Consider the following 15,186-nt stretch of genomic DNA (forward strand, 5'->3'; position numbering starts at 1 on the left):
TCGACCGCGGTGAGGATGCGGGTGCCGGCGGCCTGGATCTCGAACTGCTCGGGGCTGAACAGCAGGAACGTGCAGTCCACGACCATGTCCACGGACTTGAGCGCCTCCACCGCCAGCCGGTTGTGGGCCAGCCCGGAGTCGCCGACGGCCCAGGCGCCGGACGCGGAGGCGGGGGAGGGCAGGCGCAGGTGGAAGCCCTGGGCGCCGAGTTTCTGCACGGCCCAGAGGAAGGCGTCGGCGTACTCGGCGCGCTCCGCGCCGCGGGTCAGCACGGCCACGGTCTCGCCCTCGTGCACACCGGAGAGGGTGAGCTGCTGCAGGCAGATCTCGTTGAACAGGTTCTGATCCATCAGATCACTCCGATCAGGCAGGTGAGGTGTCGTGGACGTGAGTGAGCAGGAGCGGACGGACGGTGTCGAGGAAGCCGGACAGGTTGTCCCACGGCACCATGTGTCCGGCGCCCGGGACGCTGTAGATCTCGATGTCCGGGCGGGCGCGGCGAAGGTCGTCGGTGGCCGTCGGGGGCACGACCGGGCTGTCGGCGCCGCGGACCAGCACCGCGGGTGGGGTCACAGCCGCCCAGTGATCGAAGAAGTCCTCGGTCTCGAAACCGGTGTGGGTCTCGCAGACGGCCGTCTCGTCGCAGGAGGCGAGCGCCTGGGCCCGCAGCTGCAGCTCCCGCTCGGGCCACAGCGGGTAGTAGCGGCGAACCTCGTCGGCGGTGGTGCCCCGCTGTGCCTCGTGCAACTGCTGCAGGAACGCCTCGCGAGAGGTGGGGTAGGGGCCGCGGCCGGGACCGGAGACCGGGGGGTCGACCAGGACGAGAAGCCCGTGCCGGTCGGGGGCGTGCCGTGCGGCGTAGGCGGCGGCGATCCGCGCACCCATGGAGTGTCCGACGATCACCGGCTCGCGCAGGTCGAGCGCATCGACCAGACCGGCGACGTCGGCGGCGTAGTCCTGCATCCGGTACGCGCCGGCGGGGGCGCGGTCGCTCTCGCCGCGCCCGCGGATGTCGGGCAGGGTCACCCGGTAGCCCAGCTCGGCGAACCGGACCGCCAGGAAGTCGGCCGTGACGGCCGGGCTGGTGATCCCCGGCAGCACGAGCAGATCGCGCGCCCCGGGCTCGCCGTACCGCAGCACGCGGTGCCGCAGCCCGTTGGCCTCGACCACCGCGCTGCGGCCCTGGATCGTGACACCGCTCATCGCCGGCTCCCTTCCGATCCCGCGCCCTGCGCGGGCAACTGGTCGATCGCCCACTCCAGCAGGGGAGCGGCGAGCTCGGTGGCCTGCAGCAGATGCACCCGCTCGGCCATGTAGCGCAGCTTTGCGATCGCCTTGTCCCGTGGGCAGGCCCCGGAGAGCACCCAGTCGCGGGTCAGCCCGGCGAGGGTCTCGAGGAACGACAGCGAGTCGCCCGCCTGCACCGCGTCCGCCCCCTGCAGCCCGCCCACCTCGTGCAGCCCGATCAGCCGGCGGACCTCGCTCAGCCGGACGCCGGACGCGGCCCGGCCGAGCCCGCCCAACCACACGCCGACCGCCTCGGCGGAGCGCAGCGAGTGCGGGTAGAGGTAGAAGGGGTCGTCCCACTCCGTCGTGGCGTGGTCGAGCCTCGGGCCGCCGGGGAACATCCGCTCGATGTCGTGGGTCATCGCCGCGAGCCGCATCTCCACGGTCGCGGCCGGGTCGAGATGTACGAGCCAGTCCCGTGCCCGCATCAGGTGTTCGACCTGGTCGTAAGCCCGTACCCAATCGGCGGCCAGCGCCTCGATCTCGGTGTCGACCGGCACCTGCGGTGCCGTCCAGGGCAGGCCCGTGGGGTTGGTGACCGGACTCGTTGCGGGGCTGGGCACCGGGGTCACCGCCGCCCTCGCCGCGTTCCGGGCCGAGATCCGCGCCGCAGGGCCACGACGGCCAGCACCACCGACACCGCGCTGAGGGCCGCCGCCACCTTGGCCCAGGGATCACCGCCCGGCCGTCCCTCCGGCGGGGGCATGCCGAGGCGTCCGGCGGTCCCGCTCACGGACTCCGGGTACGGCGACCCCGAGGGCGCGAGCGTGCCGGGTGTCCGCGGCTCCGAGGGCGCCGCTGCGGGGCCGCCACCGAGGGCAACTTCCAGGTTGCGGGCGAACTGGGTCGTGACCTTGCCGACCTGCTTGGCGATGACCTTCTGGCCCACGCTGCCCAGCGCGCCCGCCAGCGCGACGTCCCCGTCGACCAGCACGAGGGTGCCCCGAGCGGCCGGCTCGAGCTGGACGTTCGCGGTGGCGCGCACGTTGCCCACGGCCCCGCCGACGCTCTTGCCGGTGGCGGTGAAGGAGATCAGCTTCTCGGGAACCCGTTCGACGATCTTGATCGTCGCCGCGAAGGTCGCGCGCATCGGCCCGACGCTCTGGGTCACCCGGACCTCGATGTCGTCCGAGCTGACCGCGGTGAGCTGTTCGACCCCGGGCATGCACCTGGCCACGGACTCGGGCTGCTCGAAGAACCTCCAGACCGTGGCGACCGGTTGGTCGACCTCGAACGTCTCGCGCAGCTTCATGGAACCTCTCCTCCGCTCGGGGCGGGTCGGCGGGTGGTGGACGGGGTCACCGGGACGGCGCCGCGCGCAGCTCGGCGAGCGCCCGGCGGACGTGGACGGGGACCAGATGCCGGCGGTACTCGGCCGAGGCGCGCACGTCGGTGGGCGGGTCGACGACCTCGAGTGCGGCGGCCGCGGCGGCCTCGAGGTCGGCGTCGTCGAGGGCCGTGCCGGTGACGGCGGCGGCGGCCGCTCCGGCGAGGACTGGGGTGTCCGCGACCCCGCCGAGGCCGATGCGGACGTCGTGCCACCGGCCGTCGGCATCCCGGTCGCCGGTGGTGGCCACGCTGAGCACGGCGAAGTCGTTGTGCTTGCGGCAGACCTCGCGGAAGGCGACGTGGCGCGACTGGGGCGGTATCTCCACCGCGGTGAGCAGTTCGTCGGGCTCCAGCGTGCTCGCGTAGGAGCCGGCGTACAGCTCGGACAGGGGGATCCGCCGCGTCCCGCCCGGCCCGGTGGCGGTCACGACCGCGCCCATCACGAGGCACGCCAGGGCCAGCTCCCCGGTGGGGTCGGCCTGGGCCAGTGCACCACCGACGGTGCCGCGGTTGCGCACCTGCCGGTCGCCGATGTGCCCCACCATCCGCGCGAGCAGCGGGAGCCGCTCGGCCACGAGTGGCGAGCGCTCCAGGGCGGCGTAGCGGACCAGGGCGCCCAGGGTGATTCGGTGCCCGTCGAGCCGGACGTCGTCGAGTTCGTCGAGCTCGTTGATGTCGACGAGTGCCGCGGGCCGCCACAGCCGCATGTTCAGCATCGGCACGAGGCTCTGGCCTCCGGCGAGCACGCGGGCCGCCCCGTCGTACTCGGCCAGGCGGGCAACCGCTTCGGCGACCGAGGTCGGACGGTGGTAGGCGAACGGGGCGGGCTTCACGACGTGCGGCCCCCGCCGCCATGCGTCACGCCGACGCCGGCGAAGCGGGCCAGGACGTGACCGACCGCGGACTTGCGTTCGGTGACGAGCTGCTCGGCCTGGCGTCGGCTCCAGACGGTTTCCGGGCGAACCTGCAGGACGTGCACCTCGCCCGTCTGGCTGACGGCCCATTCGATGTCCTGGGGGGCGCCGCGGTGCCGCTCGATCTCCTTCGCCAGCCGCGCAAGCGTGTTGATCTGTGCGGCCTCGAGGCAGGGCGAGCCGGACACCTCGGCATCGACCGGCACGAGGCCGACGCTGCCGGTGTCGGGGTCGAAGCCGTACTGGGTCTCCTGTCGCTGCACCTCCTGGGCGACGACCTCGAAGGTCACCTTGTCCACGACGTAGCGGCTCGGCGTGATCCCGCCGCTGACGACGCCTTCCCCGAGGCCCCAGCAGCCCTCGATGACGACCTTGGAGCGGTCGCCGGTGACGGGGTCGAGGGTGAACATGACACCGGCCGCCCGTGCTTGCACCATCTGCTGCACACCGACGCAGATGGCGTGGTCGCCGGCAGCCGCGTCCCGTTCGGTGTCGGGGCGGTAGGTGAGGACAGCAGGCCCGAACATCCCGGCCCAGCAGCGCCGCGCGTGGGCGAGCACGCCGTCTCCGGTCCGGATCCACAGGAACGTGTCGTACTGCCCGGCGAAGCTGGCCCCCGCCAGGTCCTCGGACTCCCCGCTGGAGCGCACGGCCACGGGCAGGCCGGTGCTCCCGGTCCGCCGCTCCAGCTCGGCGTAGGACTCGCGGATCGCGGTCTCGAGGTCGGCCGGCATCGGCGCCGCCTCGATCGCGGCGGCGAACTCCGCGCTGAGCTCCTGCACCCGTGGGAGGTCGGCCCCACGGGCCTCGGCCCGGACCTGGCGGGCGCGCTGCGCGAGCCCCGCGGAGTCCAGGAAGTGCCGGTAGGCGGTGGTGGTGATCCCGAAACCGGGGGGCACGGCGAAGCCGTTCGCGGTCATCTCCGCGAGGCTCGCGAACTTGCCACCCAGCAGCCGGTTGCCCACAGCAGTCGAGTCGTCGATCCAGAGCACGAACGGGTGGACAGAGGCGGTGGATGTCATGCGGGCACGTCCTCCACGACGCGGACGACGCCGGTGTTGCCGTCGACCTCGATGAGCTGGCCGGTGCGCAGGGATGTGGTGGCGAAGCCGGTGCCGACGACTGCCGGCAGGCCGTACTCACGACAGACGATCGCGGTGTGGGCCATGATCCCGCCGACGTCGGACACCGCCGCCGACAGCCGGGAGAACACCGGCGCCCAGCTGGGAGCGGTGATCCGGCAGACGAGGATGTCGCCGTCCTGCACCTCGTGCAGCTGCTCGGGGTCGACGATCACCCGCGCCCGGCCGGTCGCCCTGCCGGCCGAGGCCGCGACCCCACGCAGCTCACCGCCGTCGCGGCCCTCGCTGCCGAGCCACTCCTGCACCGACTCCTGGGTGATGCCCCAGAGCATCACCGTCAGCGGCTCGGTGATGTAGTCCGGCGGGACGCCCAGCGCAGGCTGCGGCGGGTGGGCCTTGAGCACCTCCCGGATGCGGCGCCGGCGCTCGATCTCGGGCCGCCAGTAGGTGACCCCGCGGGCCTCCGTGCCGGTGGCCCAGCCGATGTTGAGGTCGTAGAGCGCCGAGTAGATCTCGTTGCGGTGCAGGTAGAAGATGTCCTCGCGGTCGTCGAAGAACCCATGGGCGACGAAGACGTCGCCGAGCTCGCGCACCTTCGAGAAGAACATCGAGTGGTGCCAGTGCTCGACGTAGAAGTTGTGGTTCTCCACGAACGGGAAGACCTGCCGGGCGAGCGCGACCAGCCCGTCGAAGGACTCGCGGTCGGCGTCGGTGGGCAGGTAGCTGCGGTACTCGTCGGTCACCCGCACGCGCTCGGCCAGGATCTCCTCGAGGGGCCGGCGGATGTCCTCGCCGGCGAGCAGCCTCGTGATGTAGCCGCGCAGCGCGGTGAACGGGAGACGCAGGTCGTCGATCCAGGCGCGGTCGCTGTGCTGGTAGCCCGCCCCGGTCGAGAACCAGAACCACGGGTCCTTGGCCTGTTCGAAGGACTCCAACCACCGCGCGCCTCCCGGGAGCGCGGCGAGCGCGGCGAGCGCGGAGCTCGGGTCCTCCTCGGTCAGCAGCACGTCGGTCAGTTCGAGCTCGACGGCGAGCTCCGCCAGCGCACGGACCTCGTCATCGGGACGGAAGAGCATGATGTCGATGCCCGAGACCATGCTGGCGATCGTCTGGTCGGTGATGCCCGGGAACGCGGTCTGGCAGAACTCGCGGAACGTGAGGTAGGCGCCGTAGCCGAGGTTGAGCATCTCGAAGTGGTACGAACCCATCTCGAACAGGTTCGTGATCAGCTCGCCGTAGCTCTTCAGCAGGTCGTAGCTGGAGTAGAGGCCGCGGTGCTCGAAGACGCGGTCCGCCGGCTCCATGCCGGGCAGGGGCGCGAACCGGATGGCCTTGAGCCGTTCGATGCAGTCGGTCGCCTTGGCGACCCACTGCTCGTAGATCTCGTCCCAGTTCTCGTAGTAGTGCCCGGCGCGGACGGTGAACTCCTGGGCCCGCTGGGCGATCTCGTCGGCGTCGGTGACCGCGTTGGGGCTGATGTAGAGGTACCCGTTGATGATCCGGTGGTCGATGCCGCCGGCCAGCGGGATCGGCCACACCCGGGTCGACATCTGGCTGACCGCGACCCACCAGTTCTCGGTCATGATCGTGTCGAACGGGTAGAGCGGCTCGGGGTTGTGCATCCCGTCGAAGAACCAGAACTTGCCGTCGTCGAACTCGCGGCGCTCGTCGCACAGCAGCGCGTAGTACGGGTACATGCTGTGCCAGCCCTCCGCACCTGGCGGCGTCTGCACCGCGAACGGGCTGGCGAAGCGCTTCCCCGGCACTGCCTGAGCGGGCGCGTCCGCCGCTCCCGCCGGCACGGGTGGGGCGTCGGTCGGGGTGGGACTGGTGGACGTCATGCGCGCGCCTCCGCCTGGGACGTGGTGGTGGACAGCTGCTCCGGTTCGGGGGGATCCGGCCGCAGGGCTTCGAGGTAGGCGAGGACGTCGTCGAGGCCGACGACGTCGCCGTACTTCTCGTTGATGTCGAACAGGCTCGCGTCGTGCGGGGCCCGCGCCCGGTCACCGACGCAGACATTCGGGACCAGGACCGGGTAGCCGTGCTGCACGGCATCCACGGCGGTCGCGCGGACGCACCCGCTCGTGGTCGCGCCGGTCACGATCACGGTATCGGCCCCCACCGAGGCGAGGTGGCCCGCCAGCGCGGTGCCGAAGAAGGCGGATGCCCCGGTCTTGGTGAGCAGGTGCTCGTCCGGTCGCGGCGACAATCGCTGGTCGATCTCGACCAGTCGGCTCCCGACCTGCAGCGCTGCCATGCCCGGGGCCTTGCGCAGCCAGGCGAGCGCGGCGACCTGCGCAGCGTCGTAGGAGATCGTGGTGAAGACGACCGGGGCGCCTGCGGCCCGGGCCGCGTCGAGCAGGCGCGCGGTCGCCAGCACGGGAGCCGTCATGTCGACTGCCGTCGGGTACTGCGGATCGGTGAAGCCGTAGGTGAAGTCCACGACCACAACGGCAGGCCGCGCGCCGCGCACCACCGGTCTGCCGAACCCGGCCCGCTCGTAGACGTGGGCCGTCGAAGGCCGATCCACGTTGGTCCTCCCCTGCGTCGTTGGTGCCGGGCCCGAGCGAGACGGATGGCATACTTGTATACCATCTGGGGCCGTACTCGTTCGCGGCTTCCCGGCTTGGGGTGGCTCCACCATGACGGGTGGACCGCCGATCGGGCAAGACCTTCGTCTCGAATCAACGAGCTCGTAACACTCGTGACGAAGTACCGGGCCTGCCCGTCGTTCCCGGGCCGGGCCGCCTGCTGCGTCCACCGGCCCGGACGACCCGGGCGTCTACGATCGTCGGCGGAGGGGCACGCAGATGCCTCGTGGGGGCGGACTCTGGAGACGGCCACGCAATGGATCTTCTGACCGATGACGGCCTGCCCATGTCCCAGCGCAGCAGCGAGGGCGTCGCCCGCATCGTGCGCAGAGCGATCCTCGACGGCCGGCTTCAGCCGGGACAGCCCCTCCGGGAGCGGGCGCTCGCCGAAGAGCTCGGGATCAGCCGCACCCCGATCCGCGAGGCCCTGTTCATCCTGCAGGGAGAGGGTCTCGTCGGGATGACGCCGAACCGGGGGGCAACGGTACGCACCATCACGGCCACCGACATCTCCGAGATCTACTCCGTCCGCACGCTGCTCGAGTCGCATGCCGCCGCACTGGCCGCGGGCCGGATCACCGAGCGGGAACTGGCCGCGCTCGACGAGGCGCACGGCCGGATCGAGCGCCTCAACGACCACGCCACCCCGCAGGAGCAGGCCGAGGCGGACCTGAAGCTGCACGGTCTGATCGCGGACGCGGCGGGCAGTCAGCTGCTGCGCACGATCCTCGGCCAGGTGCACGCCTTCACCGCCACCTACCGCTCCCGATACCCCTACCCGCCGGATCAGCTCCGCCGAGCCAACGCCCAGCACGAGGCGATCATCATGGCGCTGCGCGACCACGACGCGGAGCGCGCCGAGCAGCTCATGCGCGAGCACGTGGGCGACTCCCGCGCGCTCGCGCTGCGGCACTTCACGGAGAACGAGCCGACCCAGGCGACGCGGTAGACGGGGCCGCTGGCTCGTTCGGACGGGTGTCTGCCGGGGCCATCGAACCCAACCCGTCGGCTGCTAAGGGGTGCTTGCCCGCCGCTGCGGGCCGGCGACCTCCTCGGCGGGTCCGGCCCCCGGACTCGTCACACTGCCAAAGCTGATCTTCGACTCGGTCCAGTTCGGCGTCGATCCGGCGATCACGGCCGTGGCGACGATCCTGATGGGTGTCACCGCCGCGCTGGTGCTGCGCACGTCCAGGTCGATGCCCTTGAGGACCTCCTTCTCGTTGAAGGCGTGGATCATCTCCCGCGCGTACCGCGCCGTCGCGGCGAACATCGCCGCCGCATCGGCGGCGCTGCGGCCCTGCACCGAGGCCACCACGATCCCGGCCCGGCGTAGCCGGACCCGGTCCCGCGCGGTCCTGGTGATCTTCACCAGGCGTTGCGCTTCGGTCGGGTCGAGCTCGCGGACGAACACCTCAGGCTGTCGCGTCATCACCCACCTCCGGGCGACAGCCTCCCGGTCACCAAGCCAGTCGATCAACCTGGCCCGGTGACGACGTCGACCGTTCCTGACGAGGCACTAGCCGCTCCGGAACTACTGAGCGGCCCGCTGATCCGCGCCCGCCCGGTCGCCTCCGCCGCCCGGCACCAGGAGCTGAGCCCCGACGTGCCGGCGGCATAGATCCAGCCGAGGCCACCCCACGTGTCGCCCTTTCGGATCAGGCTGTCGTCCACGCCCTGGTCGGCGAACGCGATGCCCTCCGGCTGCATCCCGGTGTCGGCGAAGCCGTAGCAGTCGCCGTCGTGGGCGAGCAGCTGGGCGGTGCCGTGCGCGATGAGGTCGGCGACGCGCGCGAACAGGGGTCTGCCCGTGAGCTCGGAGAGCGCGAGCAGGTCGTCGAGGAAGAAGAGGCTGTAGATGTCGGTGACGCCGGTGCCCCAGATTTCGTTGATGCCGCCCCAGCCGATGGAGCGCACGCCATGGCGGTGAAGCCGCGTGCCCGGGCGGGACGGGACGTCCCACAGTGACGTCCAGCTGGCCGCGACCATTGCGGCACGTGCGGCGCTCTCCAGTAGCTCCGGGCGGGACGTGCCGGTGGCGCGGTACAGGGCGAGCAGTGCCCGGCACGCGAGGTGGGCGGCCTCCTTGTCGATGACGTTGGGGTTGTCGAGCGTGCCGCCGCGGTACTCGTCGGGATCGACCTGTGCGTGGCGCACGAACCGGCAGGCGTGCTCTGCCGCGCGTCTGAACCGGTCGGCGCGGTCGGGGAGCGCGGACGCCGCGTGTAGGAGGAACGGAACGGGTACCGCGGTCGCGCTGCGCGCCGCGGGCCCGTCGTCACCGAACCAGCTGCCCTGGGTGATCGGGTCGCCGTCGGGGGTGTACGCGCGGAACCAGGAGCCATCCGGGTGCTGCACGCGCACGAGGAAGTCGGCGGTCCGGCGGACGGCGTCGCGCCAGTGCGGGCGCTCGTCGCCGTGCGCACGGTGCAGCAGATAGTTGTGCAGCAGGTCCTCGGCCGGCTCGGTGATGAGCCGCAGATAGGTGCCCGTGACGTCGGACGGGGCGAGGTAGTGCAGGAGCGGGCGGTCGCCGCCGATCGGCGGCACCGGAGCGGCCCGCGCCAGGTCGTAGTGGCTGTGGTTCCAGCCGGACGGGGTGGTCATGGTTGCGACGAAGAAGTCGCAGACGCGGCCCCCACGGTCGAGCCATGCTTCCGGGTCGTGCTCGGCCAGTACATGCGCCGCGTCGAGCTGGCGGCCGGTGAACCCGTACTCGAGGATGTCCAACGCGCGGGACATCTCGTGGTTGGCGAAACTCGCGCCGAAGGCGCGGGCCGGTGTCGTGTACCCGCGGTCGGGATCGAAGTTGAGGACGAAACCGGCGCCACCGCCGGACCACTCGCGGTAGGTGCGGGCCAGTCCGTCCCGGCGCAGCCGCACCGCCTCCGCGAGGGTGATGGGCGGGTCGACGGGCTCGATGCCGTGGGCCGCGAGCGCCCGCTCGACCGTGGCCGCTGCCGCGTCGGCGAACGTCGGCATCTGGTCGGTCCAGAACCGGTAGGACACCGTGATCTCGCCCCCGTCGGGGCCGATCGGCAGGTAGGCGCGCGACGGCGTGCCGTCGCTGTCCAACGCGGAGCTCCCCGCGCTGTTGCGGTAGGGCACCCGGGCGTGCAGCGCGTCGGGGGAGAAGCCCACCGCCCCGATGTCGGTGTCCTGCAGGAACTCCTGGCCGCCCGGCGTGCGGACCGGTGCTGTATCCCGGGTCGCGGGTGTGAGCCGCAGGAGGCCCACCACCCGGCCGTCGGGGCGGCGGGCCGTCACCGCCGGGGTGGCGATCCGGTCCTCCGACAACACCGTCTCGGCGTGCCCGGCGTGCTGCTCGGGGGAGTAGACCGCGCCCGGCACCAGCATGCGGAAGCCGTCATTGACGTGCGCCTTCAGTGCCAGCGCCGCGCCCACGGTGCCCGCGCCGGGGCCGACGCGCAGCCGCCGGTGCACTGTGACGCCGTGGTCGTCGGCCGACCAGACATCGCGCAGCTCCCAGTCGCGCTCCGCCACCCGCCACCCCGACCTTCCGACCAGCGCGATGCCTTCGCGTGTGAGGCAGTCGTACCGCGCGAGCACCGGGACGTGGCCGAGGCACTCGGCCGCCACCGGGGTGGGCACACTCACTTCCATGCCCTCGGCCCGCAGGACGATGCCGTCGCCGCCGCTGGAGGGGAACGGTTCCAATCGCATGTCAGTCCCGCCCCGTTCCCGTGGTCAGCCCGCTGACGATCTGGCGCTGCAGCACCGCGAACACCACAATGATCGGGATCGCGACGGCCGTGGCCACTGCCATCAGGTTGTTCCACTGGGTCCCGTACTGCCCGACCAGCGACGCCAGCCTCACGGTGATCGGCTGCATGCTCTCCTTCGTGGTCAGGGTCAGGCCGAAGACGAGCTCGCCCCAGGTCAGGACGAACGAGATGGTGGCGACGGTGATCAGGCCCGGCCGGGTCAGCGGCAGGATGACCGACCAGAACGTGCGCAGCTGCCCGCAGCCGTCCACCCGGGCGGCGTCCTCGACGTCACCGGGGAGGCCGAGGAAGAACGGGCGCAGGATGATGATCGCCAGCGGTAGCGTGAACAGCGTGTTGGCAAGGATCAGCGCCGGGTAGGTGTCCACGAGGCCCAGCTTCCGGAAGATGAGGAACAGTGGGACGGCGAGGTTGATCGTCGGCAGCATCTGGGCCACGAGCAGCACGAGCACCGCGGCTCCGACGAACCGCAGCCGCAGCCGGGCGAGCGCGTACGCCGCCGGTGCGGCGAGCACGAGCGTCAGGAGCATGGCGCCGGTGCTGATGACGAGGCTGTTGAGGAAGCCGCGCAGGATCGCCGGGTTGCCGAGCACGGTGTCCCGGTAGGCGGCCAGGACAGGCTCCAGCGGTGCGAGCTGCGGGGGCGAGGTGAAGATCGCCGACTGCGTCTTGAGCGACGTCGCGACCATCCAGTACACCGGGAACAGGTACGTCACGGTGACGGCGAGGCCGACGACCGCCAGCGTCCGACGCCGTCGGCGGCTCGAGGTGCGGGCCATCAGGACGCCTCCTCGCGTCGGATCAGGCGCAGGTAGAACCCGGCCACGACCAGGGAGATGACCAGCAGGACCGCCGCGGCTGCGGCGCCTTGCCCGAAACGGAACGCGGTGAACGTCGTCTCGTAGGTGTAGATCGGCAGGGTTGTCGTCGCGTCGACAGGGCCACCGCCGGTCAGCACGTACACCAGGTCGAAGACCTTGAACGTGTAGACGAACGACAGCAGCAGGACGGTGAGTGCGACCGGGCGCATCATCGGCAGCGTCAGGTGCCGGAATCGCTGCCACGGGCCGGCCCCGTCGAGCGTCCCGGCCTCGAAGACGCTGTCGGGCAGCCCGTTCAGCCCGGCAAGCAGCAGGATCATGTTGAACGGGATCCCGATCCAGGCGTTCACCACCACTACGCTGATCAATGCCGTCACGGGCTGGCTGAGCCAGTACTCGCCGTGGCCGAGCAGGCCTGTTCCGGTGAGGACGGCGTTCAGTGCGCCGAAGTCGCCGTCGAGGATCCAGCGCCACACGTTGGCGGAGACGACGATCGGCAGCAGCCAGCCCAGCAGTAGGAGCGCGCGCATCGGGCCGGCGCCGGGGAAGGGCTGGCGGAACAGCAGCGCCAGCGCGAAGCCGAGCGTGAACTGCAGCGCCAGGCTGGCCAGCGTGAACACCGCCGAGACCAGCAGCGAGGGGACGAACGCCGGGTCGTCGAGGAGCGCGCGGAAGTTCGCCGACCCGACGAACGGGGCCTGCCCGCGCAGCAGCGTGCCGATCGTGACGTCGTGCAGCGCGAGGTACACGTTGTAGCCGAGCGGGTAGACCAGCGCGAGGACGATGAACAGCAGTGCCGGTGCCGCGAAGGCGTAGCGGCCGACCGCCTGCCGCAGGTCCCGGCGACGCACCTCCCTCCTGCGGGCGTCCAGCGCGATCATGCGGCGAGCTTCCCGCTGATGGCGTCCTGCGCCTGCCCCAGCGCGGCCGCCACGGGCGCCTGCCCGGTCAGAGCAGCCTGGATCGCCTTCTGGATGTCCTGGGAGATCGCGAGGTAGTTCTCGCCGTACGCGCGGGGTCGCGCGACCTGGAGCTGCTCGGTGAAGACGCTCAGGACGGGGTCCGACGACCAGTAGGGGTCCTGCGAGACGGTGCGGCTGCTGGGCAACTGGTTGCCGATCTGTGTGTAGCGGGTGGCGACGGGGACGGTTTTGCAGAACGTGATGAAGTCCCAGGCGAGGTCGGCGTGCGGGGTGCCGGCGCAGATTCCCAGGTCCTCGGCGCCGATCACGGTGGCCGCGGCGTCACGGCGGGGGAGCGGGGCGACCGCCCACTCGACGTCCGATGTGGACAGCTCCGGAATCTGCCACGGCCCGTTGATCATCATTGCGGTCTGGCCGTTGACGAACTGGTTGAGCAGGTCCGCCTGGGTCCAGCCCAGGGTGCCGCGGGACATGTGCCCGGCGTCGAGCAGCTCCTTGTAGAGCCCGAGCGCGGCCTGCCCGCCCGCGCCCGCGACAGTCGGGACGTCGCCGCCCGCCTGCCACAGCCAGGGGAGGAACTGCAGGGTGGCTTCCTCGCTCTGCACCGCGGAGACAGCGAACCCGTACCGGCCGTCACCGGTGAGGCGGGCGGCGGCCTCGCGCAGCTCGTCCCAGGTGGACGGGGGACCGACGCCGGCGGCGTCGAGCAGCGTGCGGTCGTAGTAGAGGGCCAGGTCGTTCACGGCGTCCGGCACGGCGAACCGCCGCCCGCCGTACTCGGTGGTCCGCCACGCCGCGGGCAGGATGTCCGGGGCGCCCGACCACCCGCCGATCCGGTCGGTGAGGTCGTCGAGCAGGCCGATCGCGGCGAACGCGGCGACGTCGGAGTTGTCGATCGCGAGGACGTCAGGGACGTCGCCTGCGCTCGCCGACTGCAGCACTGTGCGCTTGTACTGGTCGAAGGGCACGACCCGGCGCTCGACACGGACGTCGGGGCGGTGCGCCACATACTGCTCGTGCACCCAGTCGGCGGCCGCGCTGGTGCCGCCCGCGGTCCAGTAGTCCCAGACCGACAGGACGGTGCGCGGGTCCGAGTGGGCCGCGCAGCCCGTCACGGACCCGGCGGTAGCGCCGAGTGCGGCAGCTCCGGCCGCCCCCAGTATCCGCCGGCGGCTGATCCGCGCGACCATCTGACACCCTCTCTCGGAAATGTGACGGCAAACGGTTGCCGCACGCGGCCGGACTGTAAGTCGGGCCGCGGCCGACGGTCAAGGCGGCTCTTTGCGTGCATCTCCGTGATCGGTACGCTGGGTCCGGCTAGGGTCACGATCAGTCCGGGTCGGAGGTAGGGGCGTGGATCCGCAAGGGGTTTCCGCACGTGGCCGCACCGCTACGCTGGCAGATGTCGCCCGGCTCGCCGGCGTCTCCGTCGGCACCGCGTCGAAGGCGCTCAACGGCCGGGGCCAACTGCGGAGCGAGACGCGGTCAGCGGTCGTGGCCGCGGCGGAGAAGCTCGGCTTCACGATGAACGGCGTCGCTCGAGCGCTGCACTCGGGTCGCACCTACACCGTCGGCCTCGTCGCGACCGACGACGTGGGCCGGTTCTACTTCCCGGTTCTGCTCGGCGCGGAGGACGCGCTCGGACCGGGCCGCATCGCGGTGTTCCTGTGCGACACGCGGGGCGACCCGGTGCGCGAGCGCCTGTACGTCGACACGCTGGTCGGGCGCCGGGTCGACGGGTTGATCGTGACCGGGTGCGTCACCGATCCCCGCCCGCCGATCGACGTGCCCGAGGGGGTACCGGTCGTCTACGCCATCGCGCCGTCAGCTGACCCGCGGGACGCGTCGGTGACGATCGACAATGAGCGCGCGGGCCGGCTGGCCGCGGAGCACCTCCTCGGCGCGGGCAGGCGGCGCATCGGGTGCATCTCCGGGCGGGACGACCAGCGCTCCGCCACGCAGCGGGCTGAGTCAGCCGCGCGTGTGCTCGCCGAGGCCGGACTCGGTCTCACCGGGGGAGCGCCCCGGTACGGGGCGTGGTCGGAGGAGTGGGGCCGACAGGCCGCCCACCAGCTCCTCACCGTCGACCCGGACCTCGACGCGGTCATCTGCGGCAGCGACCAGGTCGCACGCGGTGTCATCGACACCCTGGAGCACGCCGGCCGGTCGGTGCCGGGCGACGTCGCCGTGATCGGGTTCGACAACTGGGACGTGATGGCGACCGGCCGGTCGCCGGCGCTCACCACGCTGGACCCGCAGCTGGAGCTGATCGGGCGCCGGGCGGCGCAGCGGCTGCTCGAGGCGATCGACGGTCGTCCGAGCGGTGGTGTCGAGACCGTTGCGCCCAGCATGGTGTTCCGCGGGTCGACGGGCGTGCCGGTCGCGGTTCCGTAGCCGGGGGTCAGCCGGCGCCGAGAGTCGACTCGCGCAGCACGAGCCGGCACGGTAGGCGCTGGACGCCCTGTGCGGCGCTGCCGTCGATGCGGTCGAAGAGCC

General features: G+C 71.8%; 14 protein-coding genes and 1 pseudogene. 2 read left to right on the top strand and 13 right to left on the bottom strand.

Going from position 1 to position 15,186, the window contains the following annotated elements:
* The 8 genes and pseudogenes from CFP66_RS46550 to CFP66_RS46585 all read right to left on the bottom strand — a co-directional run.
* Window positions 1-350, bottom strand: a pseudogene (locus tag CFP66_RS46550) (leucyl aminopeptidase); the annotation flags it as partial.
* Window positions 351-363: 13 nt separating this feature from the next.
* Entirely contained in the window at window positions 364-1,203 is an 840-nt protein-coding gene (locus CFP66_RS46555; protein WP_158228479.1) for an alpha/beta fold hydrolase, read from the bottom strand.
* Window positions 1,200-1,850 carry a hypothetical protein gene (locus tag CFP66_RS46560; RefSeq protein ID WP_143517640.1) on the bottom strand — a complete coding sequence of 217 codons (651 nt, stop codon included), beginning with the start codon at window positions 1,848-1,850 and terminating at the stop codon, window positions 1,200-1,202. The genes CFP66_RS46555 and CFP66_RS46560 overlap by 4 nt, the downstream gene beginning before the upstream one ends.
* Before the next feature lie 5 nt (window positions 1,851-1,855).
* Complete coding sequence (locus CFP66_RS46565) at window positions 1,856-2,539, bottom strand: CoxG family protein (RefSeq protein ID WP_094932009.1); 684 nt, start codon at window positions 2,537-2,539, stop codon at window positions 1,856-1,858.
* A 46-nt stretch (window positions 2,540-2,585) separates the two neighbouring features.
* Entirely contained in the window at window positions 2,586-3,449 is an 864-nt protein-coding gene (locus tag CFP66_RS46570; protein WP_094932010.1) for a xanthine dehydrogenase family protein subunit M, read from the bottom strand.
* Window positions 3,446-4,552, bottom strand: coding sequence for a PEP/pyruvate-binding domain-containing protein (locus CFP66_RS46575; protein WP_094932011.1), 1,107 nt, complete (start codon window positions 4,550-4,552; stop codon window positions 3,446-3,448). Before CFP66_RS46575 ends, CFP66_RS46570 begins: the two co-directional genes overlap by 4 nt.
* Window positions 4,549-6,453 (bottom strand): PEP-utilizing enzyme, encoded by a 1,905-nt coding sequence (locus tag CFP66_RS46580; protein ID WP_094932012.1) that lies wholly within the window; start codon window positions 6,451-6,453, stop codon window positions 4,549-4,551. Before CFP66_RS46580 ends, CFP66_RS46575 begins: the two co-directional genes overlap by 4 nt.
* Window positions 6,450-7,142, bottom strand: coding sequence for an isochorismatase family protein (locus CFP66_RS46585; protein WP_233160315.1), 693 nt, complete (start codon window positions 7,140-7,142; stop codon window positions 6,450-6,452). The genes CFP66_RS46580 and CFP66_RS46585 overlap by 4 nt, the downstream gene beginning before the upstream one ends.
* A 317-nt stretch (window positions 7,143-7,459) precedes the next feature.
* Here CFP66_RS46585 and CFP66_RS46590 point away from each other — a divergent pair, with 317 nt between their 5' ends.
* Entirely contained in the window at window positions 7,460-8,152 is a 693-nt protein-coding gene (locus CFP66_RS46590) for a GntR family transcriptional regulator (RefSeq protein ID WP_094932014.1), read from the top strand.
* Between the two features lie 63 nt (window positions 8,153-8,215).
* Here CFP66_RS46590 and CFP66_RS49815 read toward each other — a convergent pair whose 3' ends face one another.
* The 5 genes from CFP66_RS49815 to CFP66_RS46620 are packed head-to-tail and all read right to left on the bottom strand — an operon-like array spanning window position 8,216 to window position 13,805.
* Window positions 8,216-8,632 (bottom strand): hypothetical protein, encoded by a 417-nt coding sequence (locus CFP66_RS49815; protein WP_233160316.1) that lies wholly within the window; start codon window positions 8,630-8,632, stop codon window positions 8,216-8,218.
* Between the two features lie 44 nt (window positions 8,633-8,676).
* A complete protein-coding gene (locus CFP66_RS46605) occupies window positions 8,677-10,884 on the bottom strand; it encodes a hypothetical protein (RefSeq protein ID WP_094932015.1) in 2,208 nt (735 codons plus the stop codon).
* A 1-nt stretch (window position 10,885) separates the two neighbouring features.
* Window positions 10,886-11,725, bottom strand: a complete 840-nt coding sequence (locus CFP66_RS46610; protein ID WP_094932016.1) for a carbohydrate ABC transporter permease — start codon at window positions 11,723-11,725, stop codon at window positions 10,886-10,888.
* Entirely contained in the window at window positions 11,725-12,648 is a 924-nt protein-coding gene (locus CFP66_RS46615; RefSeq protein WP_094932017.1) for a carbohydrate ABC transporter permease, read from the bottom strand. Before CFP66_RS46615 ends, CFP66_RS46610 begins: the two co-directional genes overlap by 1 nt.
* The gene (locus CFP66_RS46620; RefSeq protein ID WP_158228480.1) at window positions 12,645-13,805 is read right to left on the bottom strand and encodes a sugar ABC transporter substrate-binding protein; all 1,161 of its coding nucleotides are present in this window, start codon (window positions 13,803-13,805) and stop codon (window positions 12,645-12,647) included. Before CFP66_RS46620 ends, CFP66_RS46615 begins: the two co-directional genes overlap by 4 nt.
* A gap of 238 nt (window positions 13,806-14,043) precedes the next feature.
* Here CFP66_RS46620 and CFP66_RS46625 point away from each other — a divergent pair, with 238 nt between their 5' ends.
* On the top strand, window positions 14,044-15,084 hold the full coding sequence (locus CFP66_RS46625; RefSeq protein WP_094932019.1) for a LacI family DNA-binding transcriptional regulator: 1,041 nt from the start codon (window positions 14,044-14,046) through the stop codon (window positions 15,082-15,084).
* The last annotated feature ends 102 nt before the right edge of the window (window positions 15,085-15,186 follow it).

The sequence above is a fragment of the Pseudonocardia sp. MH-G8 genome, assembly GCF_002262885.1.
Lineage (GTDB): Bacteria > Actinomycetota > Actinomycetes > Mycobacteriales > Pseudonocardiaceae > Pseudonocardia.

Coding starts and splice junctions, on each gene's coding strand:
- CFP66_RS46555 (WP_158228479.1), bottom strand. CDS start 1,203: ATGAGCGGTGTCACGATCCAGGGCCGCAGCGCGGTGGTCGAGGCCAAC.
- CFP66_RS46565 (WP_094932009.1), bottom strand. CDS start 2,539: ATGAAGCTGCGCGAGACGTTCGAGGTCGACCAACCGGTCGCCACGGTC.
- CFP66_RS46575 (WP_094932011.1), bottom strand. CDS start 4,552: ATGACATCCACCGCCTCTGTCCACCCGTTCGTGCTCTGGATCGACGAC.
- CFP66_RS46580 (WP_094932012.1), bottom strand. CDS start 6,453: ATGACGTCCACCAGTCCCACCCCGACCGACGCCCCACCCGTGCCGGCG.
- CFP66_RS46590 (WP_094932014.1), top strand. CDS start 7,460: ATGGATCTTCTGACCGATGACGGCCTGCCCATGTCCCAGCGCAGCAGC.
- CFP66_RS49815 (WP_233160316.1), bottom strand. CDS start 8,632: ATGACGCGACAGCCTGAGGTGTTCGTCCGCGAGCTCGACCCGACCGAA.
- CFP66_RS46605 (WP_094932015.1), bottom strand. CDS start 10,884: ATGCGATTGGAACCGTTCCCCTCCAGCGGCGGCGACGGCATCGTCCTG.
- CFP66_RS46610 (WP_094932016.1), bottom strand. CDS start 11,725: ATGGCCCGCACCTCGAGCCGCCGACGGCGTCGGACGCTGGCGGTCGTC.
- CFP66_RS46615 (WP_094932017.1), bottom strand. CDS start 12,648: ATGATCGCGCTGGACGCCCGCAGGAGGGAGGTGCGTCGCCGGGACCTG.